Origin of the sequence: Citrobacter sp. BIDMC107 (assembly GCF_001037575.1) — a bacterium.
GTDB classification, from domain to species: domain Bacteria; phylum Pseudomonadota; class Gammaproteobacteria; order Enterobacterales; family Enterobacteriaceae; genus Citrobacter; species Citrobacter freundii.
Genome location: NZ_KQ089848.1, coordinates 368586 through 390973, shown reverse-complemented (window position 1 = coordinate 390973; position 22388 = coordinate 368586). Strand labels below are relative to the sequence as shown.

General features: G+C 49.9%; 24 protein-coding genes and 1 pseudogene. 12 read left to right on the top strand and 13 right to left on the bottom strand.

Annotation, left to right across the window (positions count from 1 at the left end; translation table 11 throughout):
- The first annotated feature begins 74 nt into the window (after positions 1-74).
- From zinT to SK39_RS01855, 5 genes are all read left to right on the top strand, one after another.
- Positions 75-725 (top strand): metal-binding protein ZinT, encoded by a 651-nt coding sequence (gene zinT / locus SK39_RS01875; RefSeq protein WP_003840861.1) that lies wholly within the window; start codon positions 75-77, stop codon positions 723-725.
- A gap of 139 nt (positions 726-864) precedes the next feature.
- A complete protein-coding gene (gene leuE / locus SK39_RS01870; RefSeq protein ID WP_003840862.1) occupies positions 865-1503 on the top strand; it encodes a leucine efflux protein LeuE in 639 nt (212 codons plus the stop codon).
- 174 nt (positions 1504-1677) lie between these two features.
- On the top strand, positions 1678-2040 hold the full coding sequence (gene yeaR / locus SK39_RS01865; RefSeq protein WP_003030735.1) for a DUF1971 domain-containing protein YeaR: 363 nt from the start codon (positions 1678-1680) through the stop codon (positions 2038-2040).
- A 3-nt stretch (positions 2041-2043) separates the two neighbouring features.
- Complete coding sequence (locus tag SK39_RS01860) at positions 2044-2226, top strand: DUF1869 domain-containing protein (protein ID WP_003840863.1); 183 nt, start codon at positions 2044-2046, stop codon at positions 2224-2226.
- A 216-nt stretch (positions 2227-2442) separates the two neighbouring features.
- Positions 2443-3087 carry a hypothetical protein gene (locus SK39_RS01855; RefSeq protein ID WP_003840864.1) on the top strand — a complete coding sequence of 215 codons (645 nt, stop codon included), beginning with the start codon at positions 2443-2445 and terminating at the stop codon, positions 3085-3087.
- Between the two features lie 52 nt (positions 3088-3139).
- Here the strand turns inward: SK39_RS01855 and fdhF are convergent, their stop codons facing one another.
- Positions 3140-5287 carry a formate dehydrogenase subunit alpha gene (gene fdhF, locus SK39_RS01850; RefSeq protein ID WP_016150099.1) on the bottom strand — a complete coding sequence of 716 codons (2148 nt, stop codon included), beginning with the start codon at positions 5285-5287 and terminating at the stop codon, positions 3140-3142.
- A gap of 359 nt (positions 5288-5646) precedes the next feature.
- Here fdhF and SK39_RS01845 point away from each other — a divergent pair, with 359 nt between their 5' ends.
- Entirely contained in the window at positions 5647-5895 is a 249-nt protein-coding gene (locus tag SK39_RS01845) for a GlsB/YeaQ/YmgE family stress response membrane protein (protein WP_003030729.1), read from the top strand.
- Between the two features lie 49 nt (positions 5896-5944).
- Here SK39_RS01845 and yoaJ read toward each other — a convergent pair whose 3' ends face one another.
- Genes yoaJ through SK39_RS01840 form a run of 3 tightly spaced genes read right to left on the bottom strand, consistent with a single transcriptional unit; the run spans position 5945 to position 7193 of the window.
- Positions 5945-6019, bottom strand: a complete 75-nt coding sequence (gene yoaJ, locus SK39_RS27040; protein ID WP_099530266.1) for a protein YoaJ — start codon at positions 6017-6019, stop codon at positions 5945-5947.
- Positions 6020-6021: 2 nt separating this feature from the next.
- Positions 6022-6120, bottom strand: coding sequence for a YoaK family small membrane protein (locus SK39_RS27035; RefSeq protein WP_032941789.1), 99 nt, complete (start codon positions 6118-6120; stop codon positions 6022-6024).
- A 47-nt stretch (positions 6121-6167) separates the two neighbouring features.
- The gene (locus SK39_RS01840; RefSeq protein ID WP_032936130.1) at positions 6168-7193 is read right to left on the bottom strand and encodes a sensor domain-containing diguanylate cyclase; all 1026 of its coding nucleotides are present in this window, start codon (positions 7191-7193) and stop codon (positions 6168-6170) included.
- Positions 7194-7379: 186 nt separating this feature from the next.
- Between SK39_RS01840 and SK39_RS01835 the strand changes: the two genes are divergently transcribed.
- Positions 7380-7628, top strand: a complete 249-nt coding sequence (locus SK39_RS01835; protein WP_003840866.1) for a putative hemolysin — start codon at positions 7380-7382, stop codon at positions 7626-7628.
- 7 nt (positions 7629-7635) lie between these two features.
- Here the strand turns inward: SK39_RS01835 and SK39_RS01830 are convergent, their stop codons facing one another.
- Positions 7636-7983: a DUF488 domain-containing protein gene (locus SK39_RS01830; protein ID WP_003030722.1), complete on the bottom strand. Its 348-nt coding sequence runs from the start codon at positions 7981-7983 to the stop codon at positions 7636-7638.
- Positions 7984-8160: 177 nt separating this feature from the next.
- Here SK39_RS01830 and SK39_RS01825 point away from each other — a divergent pair, with 177 nt between their 5' ends.
- Entirely contained in the window at positions 8161-8868 is a 708-nt protein-coding gene (locus SK39_RS01825; protein WP_003846671.1) for a CTP synthase C-terminal region-related (seleno)protein, read from the top strand.
- Between the two features lie 36 nt (positions 8869-8904).
- Here SK39_RS01825 and SK39_RS01820 read toward each other — a convergent pair whose 3' ends face one another.
- Positions 8905-10092, bottom strand: a complete 1188-nt coding sequence (locus SK39_RS01820; RefSeq protein ID WP_048216546.1) for a CynX/NimT family MFS transporter — start codon at positions 10090-10092, stop codon at positions 8905-8907.
- 99 nt (positions 10093-10191) lie between these two features.
- On the opposite strand from SK39_RS01820, the pseudogene SK39_RS01815 reads away from it, so the two are divergent.
- Positions 10192-10984, top strand: a pseudogene (locus SK39_RS01815) (AraC family transcriptional regulator); the annotation flags it as partial.
- On the opposite strand, the gene SK39_RS01810 reads toward SK39_RS01815, so the two are convergent.
- From SK39_RS01810 to dgcJ, 3 genes are all read right to left on the bottom strand, one after another.
- Positions 10967-11413, bottom strand: coding sequence for a DUF441 domain-containing protein (locus SK39_RS01810; protein ID WP_003832453.1), 447 nt, complete (start codon positions 11411-11413; stop codon positions 10967-10969). The pseudogene SK39_RS01815 and the gene SK39_RS01810 overlap by 18 nt on opposite strands.
- Positions 11414-11551: 138 nt before the next feature.
- Positions 11552-12055, bottom strand: a complete 504-nt coding sequence (locus SK39_RS01805; protein ID WP_003030712.1) for a YbaK/prolyl-tRNA synthetase associated domain-containing protein — start codon at positions 12053-12055, stop codon at positions 11552-11554.
- A gap of 43 nt (positions 12056-12098) precedes the next feature.
- Positions 12099-13589 carry a diguanylate cyclase DgcJ gene (gene dgcJ / locus SK39_RS01800; protein ID WP_003846667.1) on the bottom strand — a complete coding sequence of 497 codons (1491 nt, stop codon included), beginning with the start codon at positions 13587-13589 and terminating at the stop codon, positions 12099-12101.
- 163 nt (positions 13590-13752) lie between these two features.
- On the opposite strand from dgcJ, the gene SK39_RS01795 reads away from it, so the two are divergent.
- On the top strand, positions 13753-14523 hold the full coding sequence (locus SK39_RS01795; RefSeq protein WP_048216545.1) for a class I SAM-dependent methyltransferase: 771 nt from the start codon (positions 13753-13755) through the stop codon (positions 14521-14523).
- Between the two features lie 65 nt (positions 14524-14588).
- Here the strand turns inward: SK39_RS01795 and SK39_RS01790 are convergent, their stop codons facing one another.
- Together SK39_RS01790 and yeaG are read right to left on the bottom strand one after the other, a co-directional pair.
- Positions 14589-15872, bottom strand: a complete 1284-nt coding sequence (locus SK39_RS01790; RefSeq protein WP_003030708.1) for a YeaH/YhbH family protein — start codon at positions 15870-15872, stop codon at positions 14589-14591.
- A gap of 121 nt (positions 15873-15993) precedes the next feature.
- Positions 15994-17928: a protein kinase YeaG gene (gene yeaG, locus SK39_RS01785; RefSeq protein WP_003030707.1), complete on the bottom strand. Its 1935-nt coding sequence runs from the start codon at positions 17926-17928 to the stop codon at positions 15994-15996.
- A gap of 433 nt (positions 17929-18361) precedes the next feature.
- Here yeaG and SK39_RS01780 point away from each other — a divergent pair, with 433 nt between their 5' ends.
- Positions 18362-19108 carry a MipA/OmpV family protein gene (locus SK39_RS01780; RefSeq protein WP_003030706.1) on the top strand — a complete coding sequence of 249 codons (747 nt, stop codon included), beginning with the start codon at positions 18362-18364 and terminating at the stop codon, positions 19106-19108.
- A gap of 160 nt (positions 19109-19268) precedes the next feature.
- Positions 19269-20123, top strand: coding sequence for an aldo/keto reductase (locus tag SK39_RS01775; protein WP_032949094.1), 855 nt, complete (start codon positions 19269-19271; stop codon positions 20121-20123).
- 180 nt (positions 20124-20303) lie between these two features.
- Here the strand turns inward: SK39_RS01775 and SK39_RS01770 are convergent, their stop codons facing one another.
- The gene (locus tag SK39_RS01770) at positions 20304-21188 is read right to left on the bottom strand and encodes a D-hexose-6-phosphate mutarotase (protein WP_048216544.1); all 885 of its coding nucleotides are present in this window, start codon (positions 21186-21188) and stop codon (positions 20304-20306) included.
- An 83-nt stretch (positions 21189-21271) separates the two neighbouring features.
- Positions 21272-22267 (bottom strand): glyceraldehyde-3-phosphate dehydrogenase, encoded by a 996-nt coding sequence (gene gapA / locus SK39_RS01765; RefSeq protein ID WP_003030697.1) that lies wholly within the window; start codon positions 22265-22267, stop codon positions 21272-21274.
- Between the last annotated feature and the right edge of the window lie 121 nt (positions 22268-22388).

Here is a 22388-nt window from a genome sequence, read left to right as displayed (position 1 = left end):
TTGTAGCTGATCTATTGATTAAATTGATATGTTATATTATAACATTCACTCGCAAATGATTTGAGGGTGAAATTTTGGCTATTTGTATTAAAAAACTGACAATTGCTCTGGGGATGCTTGTAGTCAGTGGTTCGGTTATGGCGCACGGTCATCATTCCCATGGTGCGCCGATGAGCGAAGCAGAACAAAAGGCGTCGGAAGGGGTTTTTGATGATAACCAGGTGCAAAATAGGGCGCTGACCGACTGGGATGGCATGTGGCAATCTGTCTATCCGTATCTGGTCAGCGGCGAGCTTGATCCGGTCTTCAAAAAGAAAGCGGAGAAAGACAAAAGCAAAACGGCAGAACAAATTAAAGATTACTACCGTAAAGGTTATGCAACCAACGTAGACACCATCGGCATCGAAAATGACGTAATGGAATTTCACACCGGTAATCAGGTTGCATCATGTAAATACGACTACGCCGGTTATAAAATTCTGCACTATAAGTCAGGCAAGAAAGGTGTACGTTATCTGTTTGAGTGTAAAGACGCTAACAGCAAAGCACCTAAATACGTGCAATTCAGCGATCATATTATCGCGCCGCGTAAATCGAGCCACTTCCATATCTTTATGGGAAATACCTCGCAGGCAGCCTTGCTTGAAGAGATGGAAAACTGGCCTACCTACTACCCTTACCAGTTGAAGGGAGAAGAGGTTGTGGATGAGATGCTGCACCATTAATCCGGGCTAACCTTATCTGTACACACCCGTCACCAGTGGCGGGTTTTTTAATTCATAACCTTCTCTTTCCATCACCCGATGCATTCGTTAGCATATTGTCTCGCAGCAAGTGCATGTGTTTTTTCAGGAAGAGGTTAACGTGTTCGCAGAGTATGGAGTTCTGAATTACTGGACGTATCTGGTGGGGGCTATTTTTATCGTGCTGGTACCGGGGCCAAATACGATATTTGTGTTGAAGAACAGCGTTGGTCGGGGAGTGAAGGGCGGTTATCTCGCCGCAAGCGGTGTGTTTATCGGCGATGCCGTGTTAATGTTTTTGGCCTATGCCGGAGTTGCCGCATTGATCAAAACAACGCCCGTTTTGTTCAACATCGTTCGCTATCTTGGCGCGTTTTATCTGCTGTACCTCGGTGCGAAGATCCTGTATGCAACACTGAAATCGAAAGCTGGCGATGCCGCGCCTGAAGAAGTCCCGTTTGGCGCTATTTTTAAACGTGCGTTAATTCTGAGCCTGACGAATCCTAAAGCTATTTTGTTTTATGTGTCGTTCTTCGTGCAGTTTATTGATGTCAATGCGCCGCACTCAGGGCTGTCATTCTTTATTTTGGCTATTACGCTTGAGATAGTGAGCTTTTTCTATCTGAGCTTTCTTATTTTCTCCGGCGCGTTCGTGACGCAGTATATCCGTACGAAGAAAAAACTGGCCAAAGTGGGTAATTCCCTTATTGGTCTGATTTTTGTTGGTTTTGCCGCTCGTCTGGCCACGCTTCAGTCGTGACGCCATTGGCCCGTTGGTTACGGCGGGCCTTCAATATTACACCCTGCAATTCATTTATAATTGTATTGTTATAACCAATAAATGGTATTTCAAATGAATATTATGAGGCGTACCCTGTGTACAGCAGCGGTTCAGTAAGAACTCGCTGGTTGTCGACTGGAAAAGGGAAGAAAAATGCTTCAAATTCCACAGAACCATATCCATACACGCTCTACCCCATTCTGGAACAAAGAAACGGCACCTGCCGGAATTTTCGAACGCCACCTTGATAAAGGAACCCGTGCCGGGGTTTATCCTCGACTTTCGGTTATGCAGGGGGCGGTCAAATATCTCGGATACGCAGATGAACATAGCCCGGAGCCCGTAGAGGTGATGGTTATTGAAGCCGGTCAGTTTGGCGTTTTTCCACCGGAAAAATGGCATAACATCGAAGTGATGACCGACGACACTTACTTTAATATCGATTTTTTCGTTGCCCCGGAAGTTCTGATGGAGAGCGCGAATCAACGAAAAGTCGTGCGTACCGGCAAGGAGTAAATCATGGGCAAAGCAACCTATACCGTAACAGTGACCAATAACAGCAACGGCGTGTCAGTCGATTATGAAACTGAAGCGCCGATGACGCTGTTGATTCCGGATGTGGCCGCTGAAGTGGTTAAAGACCTGGTCAATACGGTACGTTCATACGATACCGAGAATGAGCACGACGTCTGCGGCTGGTAGATGTTAGCCTCTGCCTCTGATTGCATATTTTCGTTTTTGATTTATAAACCGCACTGCGTTTCTCTGGCGCAGAGCGGTTTTTTTATCCGTGTTAAACCTGGAAATATCCGGAAAAAGATTTCTTAAGAATACCTTAAGAAATCCGCATTGATTGCTAATGTTGGATCATTCACAGGGGTTATGATCGTGAAACAGTCACAATACAGAACCTCGCTTATGAAACTGAATACCCGACTAACATTACCCACTTTCATTCTTGGGCTGATCATCGTAGCGATCCCGTTCACTGCGAACTGGAATCTACCTTTGCTCAACGGTACTGTCGTCAGATGGATTGAGAATGGCCAGGCGTTATGGCTGCTGTTTGGAGCGCTTTTTACTCTCAGCTACATCCGGCCTTTATCACGTCCTGAAGGCGAGAAACAATTTTGGCTTTGGGCGGCTGTGTGGTGGTTGGTGTTGCTGGGTCGCAGTACCAGTTGGGGCCGTGATTATTTCCCCGAGCACCCTAAACTTCTGTTCAGAGTTATCTCAGTGGTATTGATTGCAATGATTATTCTGCCTGTCCTGATATCAAAACGCTTACGCCAGGATATTGCCCGTCGCTTACGCAATGAACCGCTGCCGCTATGGCTGTTAGCGATCACCACCTGTGCATTTTTGATCTCCGATACGGTAGAGCATCATCGTCTGCTGGCCCCTGTCTTTTTGCACAACGCGCAGTACGGCGATCTCATTGAAGAGCTGTATGAACTCCCGTTTATGGTAGGATTGTTCCTGATGAACCTCGGTTTTATGCAGCGGGATAAGCAGGAAGAATCTGCTGCCATTCGCTTTAGTGAACCACAGCTGGCGAAGTAACGAGAAAATACCTGAGTCTGGATGACCAGACTCAGGCGGTTAGCGAGGTGACTTACGCAATGGCCTCGCACAAGCGTGATTTCATGTCGCTATACGTCTGTGCGGCATACTTTTCAGCCCATCCCTGATCGCTAATGTGCTCAATACTTACGGCGCAATATTTGGTTTCCGGCGTTTTCGAAATAGGATCGAGGTTATCCTGGGTTAACTCGTTACACGCACCAATCCACCATTGATAGGTCATATACACCGTTCCGGTATTGATACGCTCGGATACATCCGCGCGGCTGATGACCTTACCACGACGCGAGCTGACCCATACCAGGTCACGATGACGAATACCCAGTTTTTCTGCATCATGAGTATTGATTTGCACATACCCAGGCTCATCTGCCAGGGCTTGCAGCGCTGCGCAGTTGCCGGTCATTGAACGACAGGAGTAGTGCCCAACTTCACGCACGGTACACAGGACCAGCGGATACTTTTCATCAGGAACTTCTGCGGGCGCTCGCCATTGTGCGGCAAACAGTTTGCCTTTGCCATTGGCGGTATCAAACTGGCTGTTCGCGTAAAGGTAAGGTGTGCCGGGGTGATCGAGCTCCGGACATGGCCACTGAACATGCCCCATTTCACCCATTTTCTCATAGGTTACGCCGTAGAACAGCGGGCACAGCTCGCGCATCTCATCCCAGATTTGCTGGTTACTTTGATACCGCATGGGATAGCCCATTTCACTGGCCAGCAGGCTGATGATCTCCCAGTCACGCTTGACATCACCTGAGGGTTCAATCGCTTTTTCAAAACGCTGGAATCCACGATCGGCGCAGGTAAAGACGCCGCCGTGTTCGCCCCAGGAGGTAGCCGGCAGGAGGACGTCGGCCATTTCCGCTGTCTTGGTCATGAAGATATCCTGCACGACAATAAAATCGAGCGCGTTAAACCCTTCGCGGACCAGACCTAAATCGGCCTCGGTTTGCAACGGATCTTCCCCCATGATGTAGTAGGCTTTAATTTTGCCTTCAATAGCCAGATGCGGAACTTCGGTGATGCGCGTCCCAACCTTGTCATCCATCTGATTAACGTCAATGCCCCAGGCGTTGGCGAATTTCTCCCTGACGGTGAAATCGGTCACGTCCTGATACCCAGGGAACTGGTTAGGCAGTACCCCCATATCGCACGCGCCTTGCACGTTATTCTGCCCACGCACCGGCCCAACGCCGACGTTAGGACGTCCCAGATTGCCGGTCAGCAACGCCAGGCTCGACAAACCACGAACCACGTCAACGGCCTGGCCAAACTGGGTGACGCCCATTCCCCACATCACGGTTGCCGATGGCGCTGCGGCAAATGTACGCATCGCCTGACGAACCTGCTGTGCGGGAACACCCGTTAAATGTTCAACGGCTTCAGGCGCATAGTCCTTCACGGTTTCCCAGTATGTTTCCAGTCCTTCCGCATGCTTTTGTACATACTCGCGATCGTAGAGTTGCTCTTCGATGAGGACATGGCCAAAGGCGTTAACCAGTGCCATATTACAACCGTTTTTTAACTGCAAATGTTGGTCAGCGATACGAGCAGTTTCAATACGACGTGGGTCGCAGACAATGATTTTTGCGCCGTTCTGGCGAGCTTTAATTACCCGGCGGGCCACGATCGGGTGCGAGTCGGCGCAGTTATAGCCAAAGATCAGCAAGCATTTTGAGTTTTCAATGTCGCTGATGGAATTGCTCATGGCGCCATTGCCTAATGTTTCCTGTAACCCGGCAACGGAAGGGCCGTGACAGACACGGGCGCAGCAATCGACATTATTGGTATGGAGAACGCCACGTGCGAATTTTTGCATCACGTAGTTGGTTTCATTCCCTGTTCCACGTGAAGACCCGGTGGTCATAATGGCGCGGGGGCCATAGGTATTTTTGATTTCAGATAAGCGTTTTGCGGTGTAACGAATGGCTTCATCCCAGCTAACGGGAGTGAATTTTCCACCTTTTTCATAACGGATCATCGGGCGAGTCAGACGGGGAGTCAGAAGGCGAGTGTCGTTAAGAAAATCCCAACCATAGTAGCCTTTCAGGCATAACTGATTTTGGTTCGTTACACCCTCTGCGGCCTCGGCGCGGATGATTTTGTTATTCTCAACAACAAGCTTGAGCTTGCACCCGGCCCCACAGTATGGGCATACACTGGTGATTTTTTTCATCAATAACAGACCTGTTAAATGCTGAAATAGCGCGAATTGTAAACGGAGCCGCGCGATACGCATCGCGGACTACGATTTGTCATAGTGACCGGCTGTTTAAGCATAAATCGTGCCAGAAGTGAAAACCCAGTAATTGCAGGGACTGAGGGCGAATGAGTAAAGCAGAATGACTGACGATTCGACATTAATGACGAGCTACGTCAGGGAAAATGTCGCATCGAATGGTTTAACCTTATGAAAGATCAGAAAAAGATGAAAATAGCAGGTGATACCGATCACAAATTTTAATTTTTCAGCGCTATGCTATGCTTTTATACAACGAGCGAATCGTTAACTTAAAAACATAAGTGAGGGATATTATGGGCATTATTTCATGGGTGATTTTCGGTCTTATCGCTGGGATTTTGGCAAAATGGATTATGCCGGGTAAAGATGGCGGCGGATTCTTTATGACCATCATCTTAGGGGTTGTCGGTGCGGTAGTGGGTGGCTGGATCAGTACCTTCTTTGGTTTTGGTAAAGTTGATGGTTTCAACTTTGGCAGTTTTGTCGTAGCGGTTATCGGTGCGATTGTGGTGTTGTTTATCTATAGAAAAGTCAAAAGTTAAGTAAACATGCAGACAATAGAGGCCACTGATAAGTGGCCTTTTTCTTTGGTTACCACCACCCCAGTTCCGTGCCCAGAACCACGATGATAGCCACGCCAATCATAATAAGCGTTGTTTTTTTCATCGTTATGCTCCAGGCGCAGCGTAACCGCCAATAAAAAACCAGGATAAGAAAACGACAGCGGAAATGAAAATAATGACAGGGAAAATAATACCGAGTCGCATACGATTATCTACCAGAGTTATTTAAAGACGAGTCAGCATAGCAGGGGTTAATGTACGACAAAAGCGGTTTTATCCTGACGCTTTTTATCCTTGTACATTGCGCTGTCTGCGAGATGAAGCGCACAGTTTACATCAGTCTCCAGCGGATCAATTTCCACCACGCCCAGACTGGCACCAGGATAAAACAGATGAATATCGCCCAGGTGATAGTCGCCGCAAATTTGCTGCTGCAACTGATGTTTCACCTGCTGCAGACGAACACGTTGCTCCCTGTCATCTTCCGGCGACAGGCGAGCGACTAAAAATTCGTCACCGCCCAGTCGACCGAGAATGTCATTATCACTACATTTACGCAGCAGGCGGTGGCCAATCTGGATCAGGAACTGGTCGCCAACCTCGTGGCCAAAGCGGTCATTGATCAATTTGAAATCATCCAAATCGATATAGGCGACAACTATCTTCTGCCTGAGGTGGCGGGCGAGCGAAAAAAGGGTCTCTACATTTTCAAAAATTGCGCGCCGATTCGGTAATCCGGTCAGGGCATCGGTGTAGGAGTGAGCAATCAGCGCAGCGTTCGCTTCACGTAACTGAGCAACCAGCGACTCTTTTTGAATAGACTGGGCGATTAGTCCGGCAAACAGATGCAACACCTGTTCACCACGTTCGCTTAACGCATGCTGGCGGCGACTGGTGGCGCAGAGCGTACCGTAAAACGTTCCGTCCGGAAGATGAACGGGAGTACTCAGAAAAGTGGTGATGTCCAGTGCGCGAGCGGTGGTACATTCCGGCCATCGTACGGGCACGTTGTCGCTGTACAGACAGTTTTCCTCAATAGCGCGTTTGCACAGCGTCTCATCCCACGGTACGGACAGCCCTTCGGGGATCTGCATTTGGCAGCTATTACGCGCATACAGAATATGCTGCAGACGGGCATCCAGATCGACCTTGGTCAAGTATGTAGATTCCATCTCAGTCACTACTTCCAGCATTTCCAGAAGTTGGCGTACCAGACTCTCAACTGACTGCTCCGTGGCTAAGGATTGTGAGACTCTGGCAAGGATCATGTCCGACATGAGGTGTAAATACTCCTGAGTGATGACAAGGCTGGCGTGGGCGCATGATAGAACATCAGGGAGCAAGATGAAACACGTGTTTCTGGCTGAAATGTAATCATAAAATTGAAATTAGAACGTAAAACATGGAGATAGAAGGGAAGTCGGGGTAACCTGCCGGAATAATACTTTTAAACAGGAGTAGAGATGAAACTAGCGTCTATTATTTTGCCCGGCTTGCTGGTGCTGGCGGGGTGTACAACGCAGCCTGATGCCCCTAAACCACCAAAAATCGGCATGGCGAATCCGGCATCGGTGTATTGCGAACAAAAGGGCGGTACGCTGGTTGCGGTGCAGACTCCGCAAGGCGTAAGGTCAGACTGCAAACTACCCGGAGGGGAAGTGATTGATGAATGGGCGCTCTGGCGTAGAGATCATCCGACAGCGGGCAAGTGATACGCGGTCAGCATTGACGTAGCCACTCAGCGAGCACCAGCGCGTGGTTTTGCTGGGTATTTTTCGCCGCATACAGTAGCGTTAAGGTTTGCTGTCGGGCAATCTCTGCGAGGCGCTTTCCTTCTTGCTGCTGTTGAGCCAGTTCAGCGCGATATTGCTCAGAAAAATGCGAGAAATCAATCAACTCTGCGTGGAATGCCTTACGTAAATCAGATGACGGGGTAAGTGCTTTATTCCATTCGTTGAAAATAAGATCGCTCTTTTTCACCCCGCGAGGCCATAACCGGTCGACCAACACGCGGTAACCATCGCTTTTTTCTGCCGGGTCATACACACGTTTGCACTGAATATTCATCTCTTCATCCGCTCCATTAAGCTATCGCTATTACGGTTAAATAAGATCGTAAAACGTGACCATTATAGCATTCCGCCAGCCCTGACTCCCAATTTAAGGGATTGTGATACCAACAAAAAATCGGTAGGCTGAGGCTCCTTATAGTGTCCCTCATTGTCTGGACATAAGGAACGTTTAATGGAAATTTCCCCGATTAAAGATACGCTTCGCATTGCGCTGGTGGGCGATTACAACCCCGATATTGTGGCGCATCAGGCTATTCCTCTTGCCATTGATGATGCCGCTGCCGTCCTGGAATTAGTGGCTGATTATGACTGGCTAACCACATCTGATATCAGCAGCAGTGAGGACCTGGTAGGTTATGATGCCATTTGGGTCGTTCCAGGCAGTCCTTATCGCCACCTGGAAGGGGCGCTGATCGCGATACGCTATGCGCGTGAAAACAGCATCCCATTCCTGGGTACCTGTGGCGGCTTTCAACATGCCATTCTGGAGTATGCCCGCAACGTGCTGGGCTGGATCGACGCCGCCCACGCGGAGACGGACACCACGGGTCGGATGGTGATAGCACCGTTGACCTGCTCGCTGGTAGAAAAAACGGATGATATTGAGCTTCGGGCCAATACGCTGATTGCCAAAGCCTACGGACGGGATGTTATCTCGGAGGGATATCACTGCAACTACGGCGTATCGGAAGATTTTGCCGCTGAGCTGGAGCGTGGCGATCTCCGTGTGACCGGTTGGGATGAGGCTGGTGATATTCGTGCCATTGAGCTGGTGACACATCCATTTTATGTCGGCACGCTCTTTCAGCATGAACGCGGAGCGCTGGCGGGAAAACCCGTACCTCTGGTTCAGGCGATGCTGCGCGCCGCGCGCGGATAAATATTGGGCAGGTTGTCCGCGAACCTGCCCTCTGCATTATGCGCTCGCGATCTCCCGATTGCGCCCCGCGCACAAACCAAACACCGCCATCAGCATCGCTAACACGGCGACACCCGTTAATGGAATCAGCCAACTACCGTTGAGGTCGTGAATTTTCCCCATCAGCGGTGGCCCGCAGGCGGCCAGTAAATATCCGACAGACTGCGCCATGCCGGAGAGCGCTGCAGCCTGATGCGCTGAGCTTGCGCGCAGGCCAATAAAGGTTAAGCCGAGGATCATCGTCGCGCCTGAGCCAAAGCCAAACAGGATGGTCCATAGCAATGCCTGTTCGGGCATTATGGCGAATCCCGCCGCGCCGACGGCGCACATTAACGAAACCAGAGCGGCGATGGCGCGCTGATCCTTAAATCTGTTCAGGACGAGAGGGATCAATATTCCCGGCGCGGCAGTCGCCAGCTGCAGTAAACCATGCAACGAACCGGCCTGAGATTCACTGTAGCCATGGCTAATTAAAATGGCGGGTAGCCAGCCAATGATGACGTAATAGACAAGGGAGTTGATCCCCAGAAACAGCGTCACTTGCCAGGCTAGGCCAGAGCGCCAGATCGCGCGGGAATGCAAGGCGCGCGAGTTACTCAGGCTGGCATGAGCAGTCTGGCGGCATTGGGGCAACCAGATAATCAGCGCCAGCAGCGGGAAGGCCATCAGCACCATCAACGCACCGCGCCAGTCAAATCCATTTAGTGCCAATGGAACCACAATTGCCGAGCCCAGTGCCGCCGCCGCGCCCATGGTCAGCGAGTATGCGCCAGTGAGTTTCGCCACATGCTGGGAAAAATCACGCTTAATCAATCCGGGTAACAGCACATTTCCCAACGCGATTCCGCAACCAATGATGGCGGTACCGCTAAACAGGAACCCTGAGGAAGGCAGCGAACGAATCGCAATACCTACGCAAATCAACAGCATCGCGGCAAACAGGCTACGTTCGATGCCCCAGCGGCGCGCAACGGCGGCAGCCAGGGGTGATACCAGCGCGAAGGCCAGCAGCGGCAGGGTAGTCAGAAGCCCAGTCTGGGCGGTACTCAAGCCGTAGTCGGCGCGAATGGCATCCAGCAACGGGGCTGCGCCGGTAAAGGTGACGCGCAGTGTGGTGGCAATCATCAGGATCCCCGCGATCAGCAACGCTGCATTTTTGCCACGGGAGGAAGGTGTAGTAATCATTTTTTTCTCATATCGTCAGGCGAGGCGATACTTTAGCGTTTTTACACTATGGATGAATCAAGCTAAAATGACAGATTATCGCTAAAATAGGACATTCTTATGTTGGGACTGAGACTGGATGGATATGAGCCCGATTTGCACCACGATGCGGCGGTAGCATTTTGTATTCAGGCTCGGGAAGATGAACTTTTCAGTCCGCTGCATCAGCATCGTAAGGGACAGTTGATCCTGGCGCTGCATGGCGCGATCACCTGTGAAGTTGAAAACGCTATGTGGATGGTGCCTCCGCAATATGCGGTGTGGATCCCTGGCGAAATTCCACACAGCAACCACGTTACCGTGGGCGCGCAATTGTGTTTTCTATTTATTGAGCCGCAGGCTGTCGTGATGCCTGAACGTTGCTGCACGCTGAAAATCGCCCCGTTATGTCGGGAACTCATTCTGGCGCTGGCGTCCAAATCGGATGCTCAGCGACTGGAACCGGCAACTCAGCGGCTGACGCAAGTGTTGTTTGATGAACTCCCGCAGCAACCCCAGGAGCAGATGCAGTTACCGGTTTCCGATCACCCGAAAATTCGCAGAATGGTCGCAACGATGGCGAAAGAGCCTGCACAATGGCAGACGTTGGGACAATGGGCCAGCGTATTTGCGATGAGTGAACGTAACCTTGCTCGTCTGGTCGTCAAAGAAACGGGGTTGAGTTTTCGCCGCTGGCGTCACCAGCTCCAGCTGATTCTGGCGTTGCAGGCGTTGATCGATGGCCGCAATGTACAACAGGTCGCGCAAATGCTCGGGTACGATTCGACCACGGCATTTATCACTATGTTCAAAAAAGGCCTGGGGCAGACGCCAGGCCGTTATCTGAACGGGCTGGCTACTGCTTCCCAACAATCAACGAGACCAGGCCTGCCGCAATAAGCGGCCCCACCGGCACACCGCGAAACAGCGCCACGCCCAGTACCGTGCCCACCAGTAATCCGGCAACAAGCTGGGGCTGACTGCCCATTAGCGTAACGCCGCGTCCGCCGAGCCATGAGACAAATACCCCGACGGCAATAGCGACCAGTGATTTCCAGTTTACAAAGGAGTGGATGAGCGTGGAGGGCGGTAGCGTTCCGCTGGCGATCGGTGCCATGACGCCAATGGTCAGAATGATAATCCCGACGGTCAGGCCCTGTTTTTCAATCCAGGGGAAGAAAGTATTCAGAGGGGTAACACGGACAATGATCAGCACCAGAATTGAAACAGCGACAGTGGTGTTGTGGCTGACAAAGCCCAGAGCTGCCAGTCCGAGGAGGATCAGCAGAGTGACATCAAACATCGTAGTTTCCTTGCCAAAAGAAAAAATAAGCCTGCTTACTGTACGCGTAAATGCGTGACGGAACAGGCTTTTTTTAATGATTATGATTTTTTTTGGGCTAACGCACGATGCGACGTTTTTTACTGCTAACGCAGACTATTATTGTTCGCGGCGGAAAGGGATTAATTCAGGTTGCGCGATACGCAGGTAATCTGCGGTATCCATGATCACGGATTTTTCCAGCAACCCGGCATTAAACGCAATTTCATGAAAACGCTCAAACAATAGCGGATCAGCGACCAGCTTGAGATTAGGATGAAAACTGAACGGTGGGATAGCGCCAAATACGCAGCCAGTCAGTTCATCTACCTCCGCCGGGCTGGCAAGAGACGCTCTCAACCCGCCAATATGGCTGGCTAACCGGCTCAGGTCGGCCTGCTGATCGGCAGAGAGGATCGCCAGAACATGCTGATTGACGCCGTTGCCTTTTACTTTGCAGACCAGCGCTTTTGCTCCCTGGCCCAGTGCGGTACCACGAATTTCAGAAACTGCCTCACATTTGCCGACGGCTTCATGGCTTACCACGCGGTACGTTGCGCCTTGCTCTGACAACAGCGAGATTAAACGCTGATGCGTTGCGTTACCTTTGTTCACTTCCGTCATGACTTACTCCTGGTACAACAATGAAAATCCTGCAGAAAAATAATCACGCACCGGCGTGTTTTTTCTGTTTGTTCAGATAGAGCTGTGCATCAGATGCTTTGTAAGCATCATCAATAGTGTCGTTCGGCTGCATATTATAAACCCCGGCGGAGAAGCTGATGGATATATCATGCGCAATAATTTGTAAGTTATAGCGAATTCTCTCCAGCAGGCGGGGCGTTAAATCACTGGGGTGGTCGATGAGGATAATACAAAACTCATCGCCGCCGAGGCGGATGGCGTAGTCGCTTTTGCGAATAGAGCTTTGAATGGCTTTGGCCAGATGAGTGATAATCCGATCGCCTTCTTTATGCCCTAACGTGTCATTGATGACTTTCAGTTTATCGCAGTCGATGGCGATAAAGGTGACGAGCGTTCCCGTGTTCACCAACTGTTGCAAACGCTGCTCAAGCGCCGGCGTTAAAATTTTACGGTTGTAGAGCCCGGTCATCGCATCACTAACATTTTCCCGCGTGACGTTGTGATACAGCCGAAAATGCGTTCTGACCATATTCAGCAGTAATATCGTTGCCAGTAAATAGAATGCGAATATCTTCCAGGACGAGACAATAAAATACATAACATCGAGTGAGAGTGTGATGCGTATACCACCGGGTATGTCCTTCTCATAGTGAACATAGCGGAACAGATCGGTTTCACTTTTATGAACGAGAATCTCTTTACCGGAGCTGGTATCCGAGACCGTTACGTTAAGATAGCGCCAGACGAGAGGGCGGTCGCTGGTATAGAAAATATTCTGTAAATTCTCTTTATTAATATCTACCATCACCACACCTTTTAACTTACCGGTGTAGTAGACCGGTGTTAAAAAGCTCATCACTTTTTTCTCGGTCAGGTTATCTTCATAAATACTGGAAATCACCGTGCGGCCGGTGAAAATACCATCAATATCATTTTGGTCGATTCCCAGCGTACCTTTTTGCAAAAACGACCAGTTGTGTATCGCAAATTTCCGCGAGTCGATCAAATCATAGAAATAGACGTAGTTATTTTTGAGATCGACGTAATATCGAAATTTATACTCTAACGTCCCTAATCCCTGACCGTAATCTTTCTGCTGACGATTAACATTGACCGCCCGGTCAAAAGAAGGCAGCAGAAAAATGTCATCAAGCTGTTCACTACATTTTGTTGAGGTGGTCTGCAACGTACCGTGCAATGGCAGATAGTTGTGCTTAGTAAGGTTGAGCCCATGAGCGCCGTTAACGCTGTCGAAAGCGGTGCAAAGTGCTTTTTGCTGTTCGAGAGAGGCTGGCTCCTGGGGGGACGAAAATGTGCGCATCAGATGGGCTGCGATGCTTTGATTTGTGTACTTATCATAGAGAAACGATGAGTCGGCTTTCTCATTGATATAGCGCATGTACGCATTCATTGCTTTATCGCTGGCAATGAGCTCATAAACCAAAAAAGAAGACGTCAAAACAATTACGCTGACGGAGATAAAGAGCCTGAGCGCTTTATGATGCAATTTCATAATGATTTACAGCCCTGTAAGTCTGATAGTTCAGTCTATCACACGGCATACATCCGCTCTAACGCTACGGGCAAGGACATTTTGTAATAAAAATCATTCGCGCGCTTCACCTTTAACTCTTAATGTTGTATTTATAATGCATCTTATAAAAGGAGACAGGCCAATGAGCGCGACTGAAAAAGCGGGTCATACATTTTTAGCCAGCCTGGGCAAAACACGTCTGCGTCCGGGCGGCGTTGAAGCAACAGAATGGTTGTTTAGCCAGTCACAACTGACGCCCGGCAGCCAGGTTCTGGAAGTGGCCTGTAATATGGCCACCACGGCAATAGAGATAGTTCAACGCTTTGGTTGTACGGTCTACGCTATCGATATGGATAAAACCGCGCTGTCTAATGCCAGAAATAATGTGGCAGCAAATGGTCTGGAAAATCACATCCATGTGATGGCTGCGAATGCCAGTACCCTGCCTTTTGCGGATAACAGTTTTGATGTTGTGATTAACGAAGCCATGCTGACAATGTATGCCGATAAAGCGAAGGCGAAGTTAATTGCCGAATATTATCGCGTGTTGAAGCCCGGTGGGCGCCTGCTCACCCACGATATTATGTTCACCGTCCAAAAACTGGGCGCGGGCGAACAGGGCCAGCTTGTCGATGTGGTGAAATCAAACGTTAGCCCAATGACCAGACAAGGCTGGCGTGATTTGTTTCTTAACTGCGGGTTCGAACAGGTCTTGCAGCAGAATGGCAACATGTCGCTGATGTCACCGCGCGGATTAATTCGTGATGAAGGGCTTACAGGGGCAGTTAAAATTGTGTTTAACGGCTTACGCACGAGCGAAAATCGTCGTCGGTTCCTGAAAATGTTTCGCTTCTTCCGTTCGCAACGTCATCAGCTAAACTACATTGCCTGCTGCTCTGTTAAGGGAAAATAAAAACAGGATGGGGCACTATTTATAAAATCAGTCAGCACATCTACGCGCTGACTGATTTGTTTAGATTAATTGTTACTGGTCGTACTTTGCTTATGAAACAGTTCGCGAAATACCGGGTAAATATCATCCTGGTCGCGGATATGCTGCATCGCAAAGTTATCAAAGGTTGATTGCAGATGTTCGTATTCACGCCATAAGGTTTGGTGGGCGCGGCGAGTGATTTCGATATAGCTGTAATAGCGTACCACTGGCAGTAGCTTTTTCGCCAAAATCTCATGACACAGCGGTGAATCATCTGCCCAGTTATCACCGTCCGATGCCTGTGCAGCATAGATGTTCCACTGGGCAGGGTTGTAGCGATCTTTCACCACTTCATCCATTAACTTCAGCGCACTGGAGACAATGGTTCCCCCGGTTTCCTGAGAGTAGAAGAACTCATGTTCATCCACTTCTTTCGCCTGGGTATGGTGGCGAATATAAACCACCTCCACGTTCTTATAGGTCCGGCTTAAGAACAGATACAGCAGGATATAAAAACGTTTAGCCATATCTTTGGTCGACTGATCCATCGAACCAGAGACGTCCATCAGGCAGAACATCACCGCCTGGCTGGAAGGGTCGGGGCGTTTTTCATAATTTTTGTAGCGTAAATCAAAGGTGTCGATAAATGGCACGCGTTCGATTTTTGCCCGCAGTTCGGCAATCTCTTTGCGTAACCGTTCCTCTTCCAGCAACTGCGCTGGTTCGCTTTTCGCGATGGTTTCCAGATCCGCTTCGAGAGCATGCAGTTCGCGACGCTTACCCGCTGTCATCGCCGTACGGCGCGCCAGTGAGTTTTGCAGGGATCGCACCACGCTAATGTTGGCAGGCACACCGTTAGAGGTAAAACCTGCCCGGTGTGTTTTATACTCCGTTAACTGACGCTGCTGATTCTGCTTCAGGTTAGGAAGTGCTAAATCTTCGAACAACAGATCAAGATATTCATCTTTAGAGATCTGAAAGACGAACTCATCCTGACCCTCACCATCCTGGCTGGCCTGGCCTTGTCCACTTCCTGAGCCGCCACCGCCGCCCTGTGGGCGTTCAATGCGGTCATTCTGCACAAAATGGTCGTTACCCGGATGTACGCGATGGCGCAGGCCACCACGTCCCTGATGAAACATTGGTTCGCTAATATCATCAGTCGGAATAGAGACAGATTCGCCGCTATCCACATCAGTCACCGAACGCTTGTTAATGGCCTCGGAGATCGACTGTTTAATTTGCGATTTATAACGGCGTAAGAAGCGCTGGCGGTTTACCGTGCTCTTGTTTTTGCCGTTAAGACGCCGGTCAATAAACCAGGTCATAAGCCCCCCGTACTGCCAACTGTTCGCCATGTCTGTAAGTGCCGGATGGCGCTGTCGCTATCCGGCCTACGGAACATTGTTTTGCAAGCCCGGTAAGCGCATGCGCCACCGGGCACTTATGTTAAGACGATTTACGTACGCGCAAATACCATTCGCACAGTAAACGCACCTGTTTACGCGTGTAGCCTTTTTCCATCATACGGTCGACAAAATCGTCGTGTTTTTTCTGCTCGTCAGTCGAGGTTTTAGCATTGAACGAAATGACCGGCAGCAGCTCCTCGGTATTGGAGAACATTTTCTTCTCAATAACCGTGCGTAGTTTTTCGTAACTGGTCCAGTTTGGATTGCGACCGCTGTTATTCGCTCTGGCACGCAGAACAAAGTTGACGATCTCGTTACGGAAATCTTTCGGGTTACTGATACCCGCCGGCTTCTCAATTTTCTCCAGTTCTGAGTTCAGTGACTCGCGATCAAACAGCTGACCGGTATCTGGATCGCGATACTCCTGATCCTGAATCCAGAAATCCGCATAAGTGACATAACGGTCGAAAATGTTCTGTCCGTATTCGGAATAGGATTCGAGATAAGCTGTCTGGATCTCCTTGCCGATGAATTCAGCATATTTCGGGATCAGATAGCCTTTCAGGAACTCAAGATAACGCTCAGCTTGCTCCTGCGGGAACTGTTCACGCTCGATTTGCTGCTCCAGTACGTAGAACAGATGAACCGGGTTAGCTGCCACTTCGGCATGGTCAAAGTTAAAGACGCGAGAGAGGATCTTAAACGCGAAACGCGTGGACAGACCGTTCATTCCCTCATCAACCCCGGCGTAATCCCGATACTCCTGATAGGATTTCGCTTTTGGATCGGTATCTTTCAGGCTTTCGCCATCGTAAACGCGCATCTTCGAGTAAATGCTCGAGTTCTCAGGTTCTTTCAGGCGAGAAAGAATGGTAAAGCGAGAGAGCGTTTCCAACGTGCCCGGTGCGCAAGGCGCATGGGTCAGCTCACTGTGGTTAAGCAGTTTTTCGTAAATTTTGATCTCTTCAGAGATCCGCAGGCAATAAGGCACTTTGACGATGTAAACACGGTCAAGGAACGCCTCATTGTTTTTGTTATTACGGAACGTTACCCATTCAGACTCGTTCGAGTGGGCAAGAATAATCCCGTTAAACGGCAGGGCGGAGATACCTTCTGTCCCGTTGTAGTTTCCTTCCTGGGTGGCGGTCAGCAGAGGATGCAGCACTTTAATCGGTGCTTTAAACATCTCAACGAACTCCATAATCCCTTGGTTTGAGCGGCACAGTGCGCCCGAATAACCGTAGGCATCAGGATCGTTCTGGGCGTGGTGTTCGAGTTTACGAATATCCACTTTCCCGACCAGCGCAGAAATATCCTGGTTGTTTTCATCACCAGGCTCCGTTTTAGCGATAGCGATCTGCTCCAGAATAGACGGCCAGACTTTTACGACGCGGAATTTTGTAATGTCCCCGCCAAAATCATGCAGACGTTTAGCAGCCCACGGCGACATGATCGTACCGAGATAACGACGCGGGATCCCATACTCTTTTTCCAGGATCTGCGCGTCTTCCTGCGGATTAAACAGGCATAACGGATGATCGTTGACTGGGCTACGTTCGCCATTCGCGCTCAGGACATAAATCGGTACTCGTTGCATCAGCGACTTCAGCCGCTCAGCAAGAGATGATTTCCCCCCTCCCACAGGCCCCAGCAGATACAGAATCTGCTTCTTCTCTTCCAGACCTTGAGCCGCATGCTTCAAATAAGAAACAATCTGCTCAATGGCGTCTTCCATGCCGTAAAACTCTTCAAAAGCGGGATAGCGTGCAATTACCCGATTCGAAAAGAGTCGAGAAAGTCGAGGTTCATGGGCAGTGTCAACCATGACAGGCTCACCAATAGCCATTAATAGCCGCTCTGCCGCGTTGGCATAAGCACTGCGATCTTGCCGACAAGTGGTAAGAAACTCCTGCAGCGTGAACTCTTCGTCCTTGGCAGCTTCATAACGCTGGCGATAGTGATCGAATATATTCATGGTATGCCGTCCTTTCGTTTTTTAGCACATGTTAAGAGCCGTTCATATGAATAGTAGAGGCCCCTGAAGAGGTAAACTGAACGACGTCGCTGCTGAAGAAATAAGCAACTCTCATGCCATTTTAGTGGTCAGGAGATCAACGTATTCGGTGATACACCTTCTAAAATTAAGCGTAGATGGCATTTGCAAAACTTGCCTGTGTGCGCAAATGAATTTCAATGGCATATCAATAACTCATCAGCAAAAAAAGCACATCTTATGTAAAGAATTGGAGCGGGATTCATGCGGTGTTCACCGTGCTGCAAGCAAAATGTCATCACTCGCTGAGAAATTAGGGGGTTACATTCTGGGGTGAATACGTAAAATAGTTGGGCTGAAGCGTATTGGCGGTTACACTTTGACCGCTACACATTTGAATAAGGAATTATGGATTGTGACCAAACTCAAACTTCTGGCACTTGGCGTCCTTGCCGCAACCGCAGTTAGCACCGCACAGGCGGAAAGTCAGTGGACTGTTGGCGCGGGTGTTGGTGTGATTAACAGCCCGTACAAACAGTATGACCGCGATGTTTACCCTGTTCCGGTTGTCACCTATGAAGGCGATAATGTGTGGTTCCGCGGCTTGGGTGGCGGTTACTATTTGTGGAATGATACGGCAGATAAGCTTTCCATCATGGCGTACTATGATCCGACGCATTTCAAGCCGGGTGATAGCGATAGCCATGCTTTACGCCAACTCGACAAGCGTAAAAGCAGCTTGATGGCTGGTCTATCATATGTACATAACACCCAGTATGGTTTCCTGCGTACCGCACTGGCGGGTGATACCCTGGATAACAGCAACGGCTTTATCTGGGATCTGGCCTGGCTCTACCGTTACACCAATGGTGGTCTGACCCTGACGCCGGGTATCGGTGTGCAGTACAGCAGCGAAAACTACAACGACTACTATTATGGTGTGTCCAATCACGAGTCTCGCCGCAGTGGTCTGAATAGCTACAACGCTGACGATGGATGGGACCCGTACCTGGAGTTGACCGCGAGCTATAACTTCCTTGGCAACTGGAACGTGTACGGCACTGGCCGTTATGTGCGTTTGAGTGATGAAGTGAAAGACAGCCCGATGGTCGATAAGTCCTGGTCTGGCATCTTCTCGGTAGGTGTGACCTACAAGTTCTGATACTACTCGGTGTCAAACTCAAGCCCGCGCGATATGCGGGCTTTTTTACGTCATTAAAATTAAGACAACCCCCAGATCATGATGGTGCAATTTGTGCACCCTAACAGGACACATGCACGTTGTTTTGCTTTACTGTGGTGCATTAACACAGGAGGGTGCGATGACAGCGAAACAGGTGACGTTTACAGACCAGGTATCGCTTCCTGCTATTGGGCAGGGAACATGGTACATGGGCGAGGATCCAAGCCGACGCCGGGATGAAGTGTCTGCGCTGCAGGCCGGACTGGATCTCGGTCTGCGATTGATTGATACCGCAGAAATGTACGCTGATGGTGCAGCGGAAGAGGTGGTGGGTGAAGCATTAATGGGACGGCGTGATAGCGCTTTTTTAGTCTCGAAAGTTTACCCATGGAATGCCGGTGGACAGAAAGCCATTGCCGCCTGCGAAGCCAGCCTGCGTCGACTGAAAACTGATTATCTGGATCTCTATTTGCTGCACTGGATGGGCGATTTTTCATTTGCAGAGACCGTCGATGCCATGGAAACACTGATTACGCAGGGGAAAATCCGCCGTTGGGGCGTCTCAAATCTCGATTATGATGATATGCAGGCGTTATGGCAGGTACCCGGTGGACGGGAGTGTGCAACTAACCAGGTGCTTTATCATTTAGCCTCGCGCGGTATTGAATATGATTTACTGCCGTGGTGCCAGCAGCAGCAGATGCCGGTCATGGCATACAGTCCGCTGGCCCAGGCGGGACGGCTGCGTGGCGATTTGCTTTCTAATTCCGTGGTGAATGACATTGCGCGCGTGCACAATGTTAGTGCTGCACAGATTTTGCTGGCGTGGGTGATTCGTCAGTCGGGTGTAATAGCAATTCCAAAAGCCGCAAGCGTAGCGCATGTCGAACAAAATGCCGCCGCGCTGGAGATAACGCTCTCTGTAGATGAGCTGAAGCAGTTAGATAAGGCGTATCCGGCGCCAAAAGGTAAAACAGCGCTGGATATGGCCTGATTTGCCAAATGACGCTGCTCACGCAGCTTATCAGGCCAACGGCTGCGTGTGGTTTGCATGCCGCATCCGGCATGTTGCACTGATTTGCCTGATGGCGCTGCGCTTATCAGGCCTACGACTGCGTGTGTTTGTAGGCCGGATAAGGCGTTAGCCGCATCCGGCATGATGAGCAGAGTTATCTTAGCGTTTAGCAACACGAATAGTCTGCGCGAGGCGAGATGGTTTTTCTTCGGTGGTTTTCTGCGGAGCGGTCGCGTAAGCCGTTTCTACACAAACAAACGTTTTGTAGCCATCATCCGGCATGTCGCCCATACTGACGGACAGCGCCGGGCCAGGGTTCCAGCCCACGACATTCAGGTGGTGGTGGTGGACAACGTCGATATTGCGATTCAACGCATTATCATGAATCACGCTGCACGCTTCCGGATTCAGATAGACACGATCGGTGCGGTCCGGGAAGGTCTGGATACCATCAGCCAGCACATCTTCTTTAGCATCATTCACTTTATCGATCAGGCGATCGCCGAGACCACTAACTTTCACTGCCGCAATGTCACCAACGTTGAAATAGGTATGCAGTGCCGAGGTGGTTTCAAACTCACCGTGAGCTTCCAGCACCATCTCACAGGTGGCTCCCACTTTGAAACGGGCCAGCAGGCAAAACTCGTGCGGCCAAAGCTGACGCGTTTCGGCATTACTCTGCAGTTCAAACGTCAACACCACGCCATTGTCGTCTTCGTTGTGCGCTTTCAGCGTCCATGGCAAGTTACGGGCAAAACCATGCGAAGGCAGGCCCTGCTGAGCAGCCGGACCAAACCACGGCCAGCAAATTGGTACGCCGCCACGCAGCGCTACGCCGGTTTTAAACGGGGTATTGTTGCTTAACCACAGGACTTCCTCTTCGCCGTTTGGTTTCCAGGAAAGAAGATGTGCGCCCTGTAGCGCGAAAGACGCTTTAACCTGGGGGTGATCGACAACAAGAACCTCAAGCTCATCAAGCTGACGGCGGGAGAGGACAGGGGTAAGCTGTTCAATGACCGGGAGAGCGAAAATTTTGTTAATCATGATGCAATCCTTGGTATGTGAATATTTTGGTCATAAAAAAAGGCGACCGAAGTCGCCTTTTTGGATCAGATACTCATCTCAACTTATTTGGAGATGTGAGCAATCAGGTCCAGAACTTTGTTGGAGTAACCGGTTTCGTTGTCGTACCAGGATACCAGTTTCACGAAGTTGTCGTTCAGTGCGATACCAGCTTTAGCATCGAACACGGAAGTGCAAACTTCACCGTTGAAATCGGTAGATACTACGTCGTCTTCGGTGTAACCCAGAACGCCTTTCATCGGGCCTTCGGAAGCAGCTTTGATTGCTTTCTTAATTTCTTCGTAAGAAGCAGCTTTTTCCAGACGAACGGTCAGGTCAACAACGGATACGTTCGGGGTAGGAACGCGGAACGCCATACCAGTCAGTTTGCCGTTCAGTTCTGGCAGTACTTTACCTACAGCTTTAGCTGCACCGGTAGAGGACGGGATGATGTTCTGGGATGCGCCGCGGCCGCCGCGCCAGTCTTTGTGAGACGGGCCATCAACGGTTTTCTGAGTAGCGGTGGTCGCGTGAACAGTAGTCATCAGACCTTCGATGATGCCGAAGTTGTCGTTGATAACTTTAGCCAGCGGAGCCAGGCAGTTAGTGGTGCAGGAAGCGTTAGAAACGATGTCCTGACCTTCGTATTTGTCAAAGTTAGCGCCTTTAACAAACATCGGAGTGTTATCTTTGGACGGACCAGTCAGAACCACTTTTTTCGCGCCAGCAGTGATGTGCTTACGAGCGGTTTCATCTGTCAGGAACAGGCCAGTAGCTTCAGCTACTACGTCAACACCAACTTCGTCCCATTTCAGGTTAGCCGGATCACGTTCAGCGGTAACACGGATTTTTTTACCGTTTACGATCAGATGACCGTCTTTCACTTCAACGGTACCGTTGAAACGGCCGTGAGTGGAGTCATATTTCAGCATGTAAGCCATGTAGTCAGCGTCTAACAGGTCGTTGATTGCAACGATCTCGATGTCAGAACGTTCTTGAGCAGCACGGAAAACAATGCGACCGATACGGCCAAAACCGTTGATACCTACTTTGATAGTCATATATTCCACCAGCTATTTGTTAGTGAATAAAAGGTTGCCTGTAAAATTACAAAAACCTTACGCAGCGTCAAGCGGAATCGTGTCAATCATTGCGACAAATCAATCTGCTGCCTAAGCTTTG

Excerpts from the sequence above, each read along its gene's own strand:
- yeaR (WP_003030735.1), top strand. The coding sequence starts at position 1,678 with ATGCTTCAAATTCCACAGAACCATATCCATACACGCTCTACCCCATTC.
- SK39_RS01860 (WP_003840863.1), top strand. The coding sequence starts at position 2,044 with ATGGGCAAAGCAACCTATACCGTAACAGTGACCAATAACAGCAACGGC.
- SK39_RS01855 (WP_003840864.1), top strand. The coding sequence starts at position 2,443 with ATGAAACTGAATACCCGACTAACATTACCCACTTTCATTCTTGGGCTG.
- fdhF (WP_016150099.1), bottom strand. The coding sequence starts at position 5,287 with ATGAAAAAAATCACCAGTGTATGCCCATACTGTGGGGCCGGGTGCAAG.
- SK39_RS01845 (WP_003030729.1), top strand. The coding sequence starts at position 5,647 with ATGGGCATTATTTCATGGGTGATTTTCGGTCTTATCGCTGGGATTTTG.
- SK39_RS27035 (WP_032941789.1), bottom strand. The coding sequence starts at position 6,120 with ATGCGACTCGGTATTATTTTCCCTGTCATTATTTTCATTTCCGCTGTC.
- SK39_RS01840 (WP_032936130.1), bottom strand. The coding sequence starts at position 7,193 with ATGTCGGACATGATCCTTGCCAGAGTCTCACAATCCTTAGCCACGGAG.
- SK39_RS01835 (WP_003840866.1), top strand. The coding sequence starts at position 7,380 with ATGAAACTAGCGTCTATTATTTTGCCCGGCTTGCTGGTGCTGGCGGGG.
- SK39_RS01830 (WP_003030722.1), bottom strand. The coding sequence starts at position 7,983 with ATGAATATTCAGTGCAAACGTGTGTATGACCCGGCAGAAAAAAGCGAT.
- SK39_RS01825 (WP_003846671.1), top strand. The coding sequence starts at position 8,161 with ATGGAAATTTCCCCGATTAAAGATACGCTTCGCATTGCGCTGGTGGGC.
- SK39_RS01820 (WP_048216546.1), bottom strand. The coding sequence starts at position 10,092 with ATGATTACTACACCTTCCTCCCGTGGCAAAAATGCAGCGTTGCTGATC.
- SK39_RS01810 (WP_003832453.1), bottom strand. The coding sequence starts at position 11,413 with ATGTTTGATGTCACTCTGCTGATCCTCCTCGGACTGGCAGCTCTGGGC.
- SK39_RS01805 (WP_003030712.1), bottom strand. The coding sequence starts at position 12,055 with ATGACGGAAGTGAACAAAGGTAACGCAACGCATCAGCGTTTAATCTCG.
- dgcJ (WP_003846667.1), bottom strand. The coding sequence starts at position 13,589 with ATGAAATTGCATCATAAAGCGCTCAGGCTCTTTATCTCCGTCAGCGTA.
- SK39_RS01795 (WP_048216545.1), top strand. The coding sequence starts at position 13,753 with ATGAGCGCGACTGAAAAAGCGGGTCATACATTTTTAGCCAGCCTGGGC.
- SK39_RS01790 (WP_003030708.1), bottom strand. The coding sequence starts at position 15,872 with ATGACCTGGTTTATTGACCGGCGTCTTAACGGCAAAAACAAGAGCACG.
- yeaG (WP_003030707.1), bottom strand. The coding sequence starts at position 17,928 with ATGAATATATTCGATCACTATCGCCAGCGTTATGAAGCTGCCAAGGAC.
- SK39_RS01775 (WP_032949094.1), top strand. The coding sequence starts at position 19,269 with ATGACAGCGAAACAGGTGACGTTTACAGACCAGGTATCGCTTCCTGCT.
- SK39_RS01770 (WP_048216544.1), bottom strand. The coding sequence starts at position 21,188 with ATGATTAACAAAATTTTCGCTCTCCCGGTCATTGAACAGCTTACCCCT.
- gapA (WP_003030697.1), bottom strand. The coding sequence starts at position 22,267 with ATGACTATCAAAGTAGGTATCAACGGTTTTGGCCGTATCGGTCGCATT.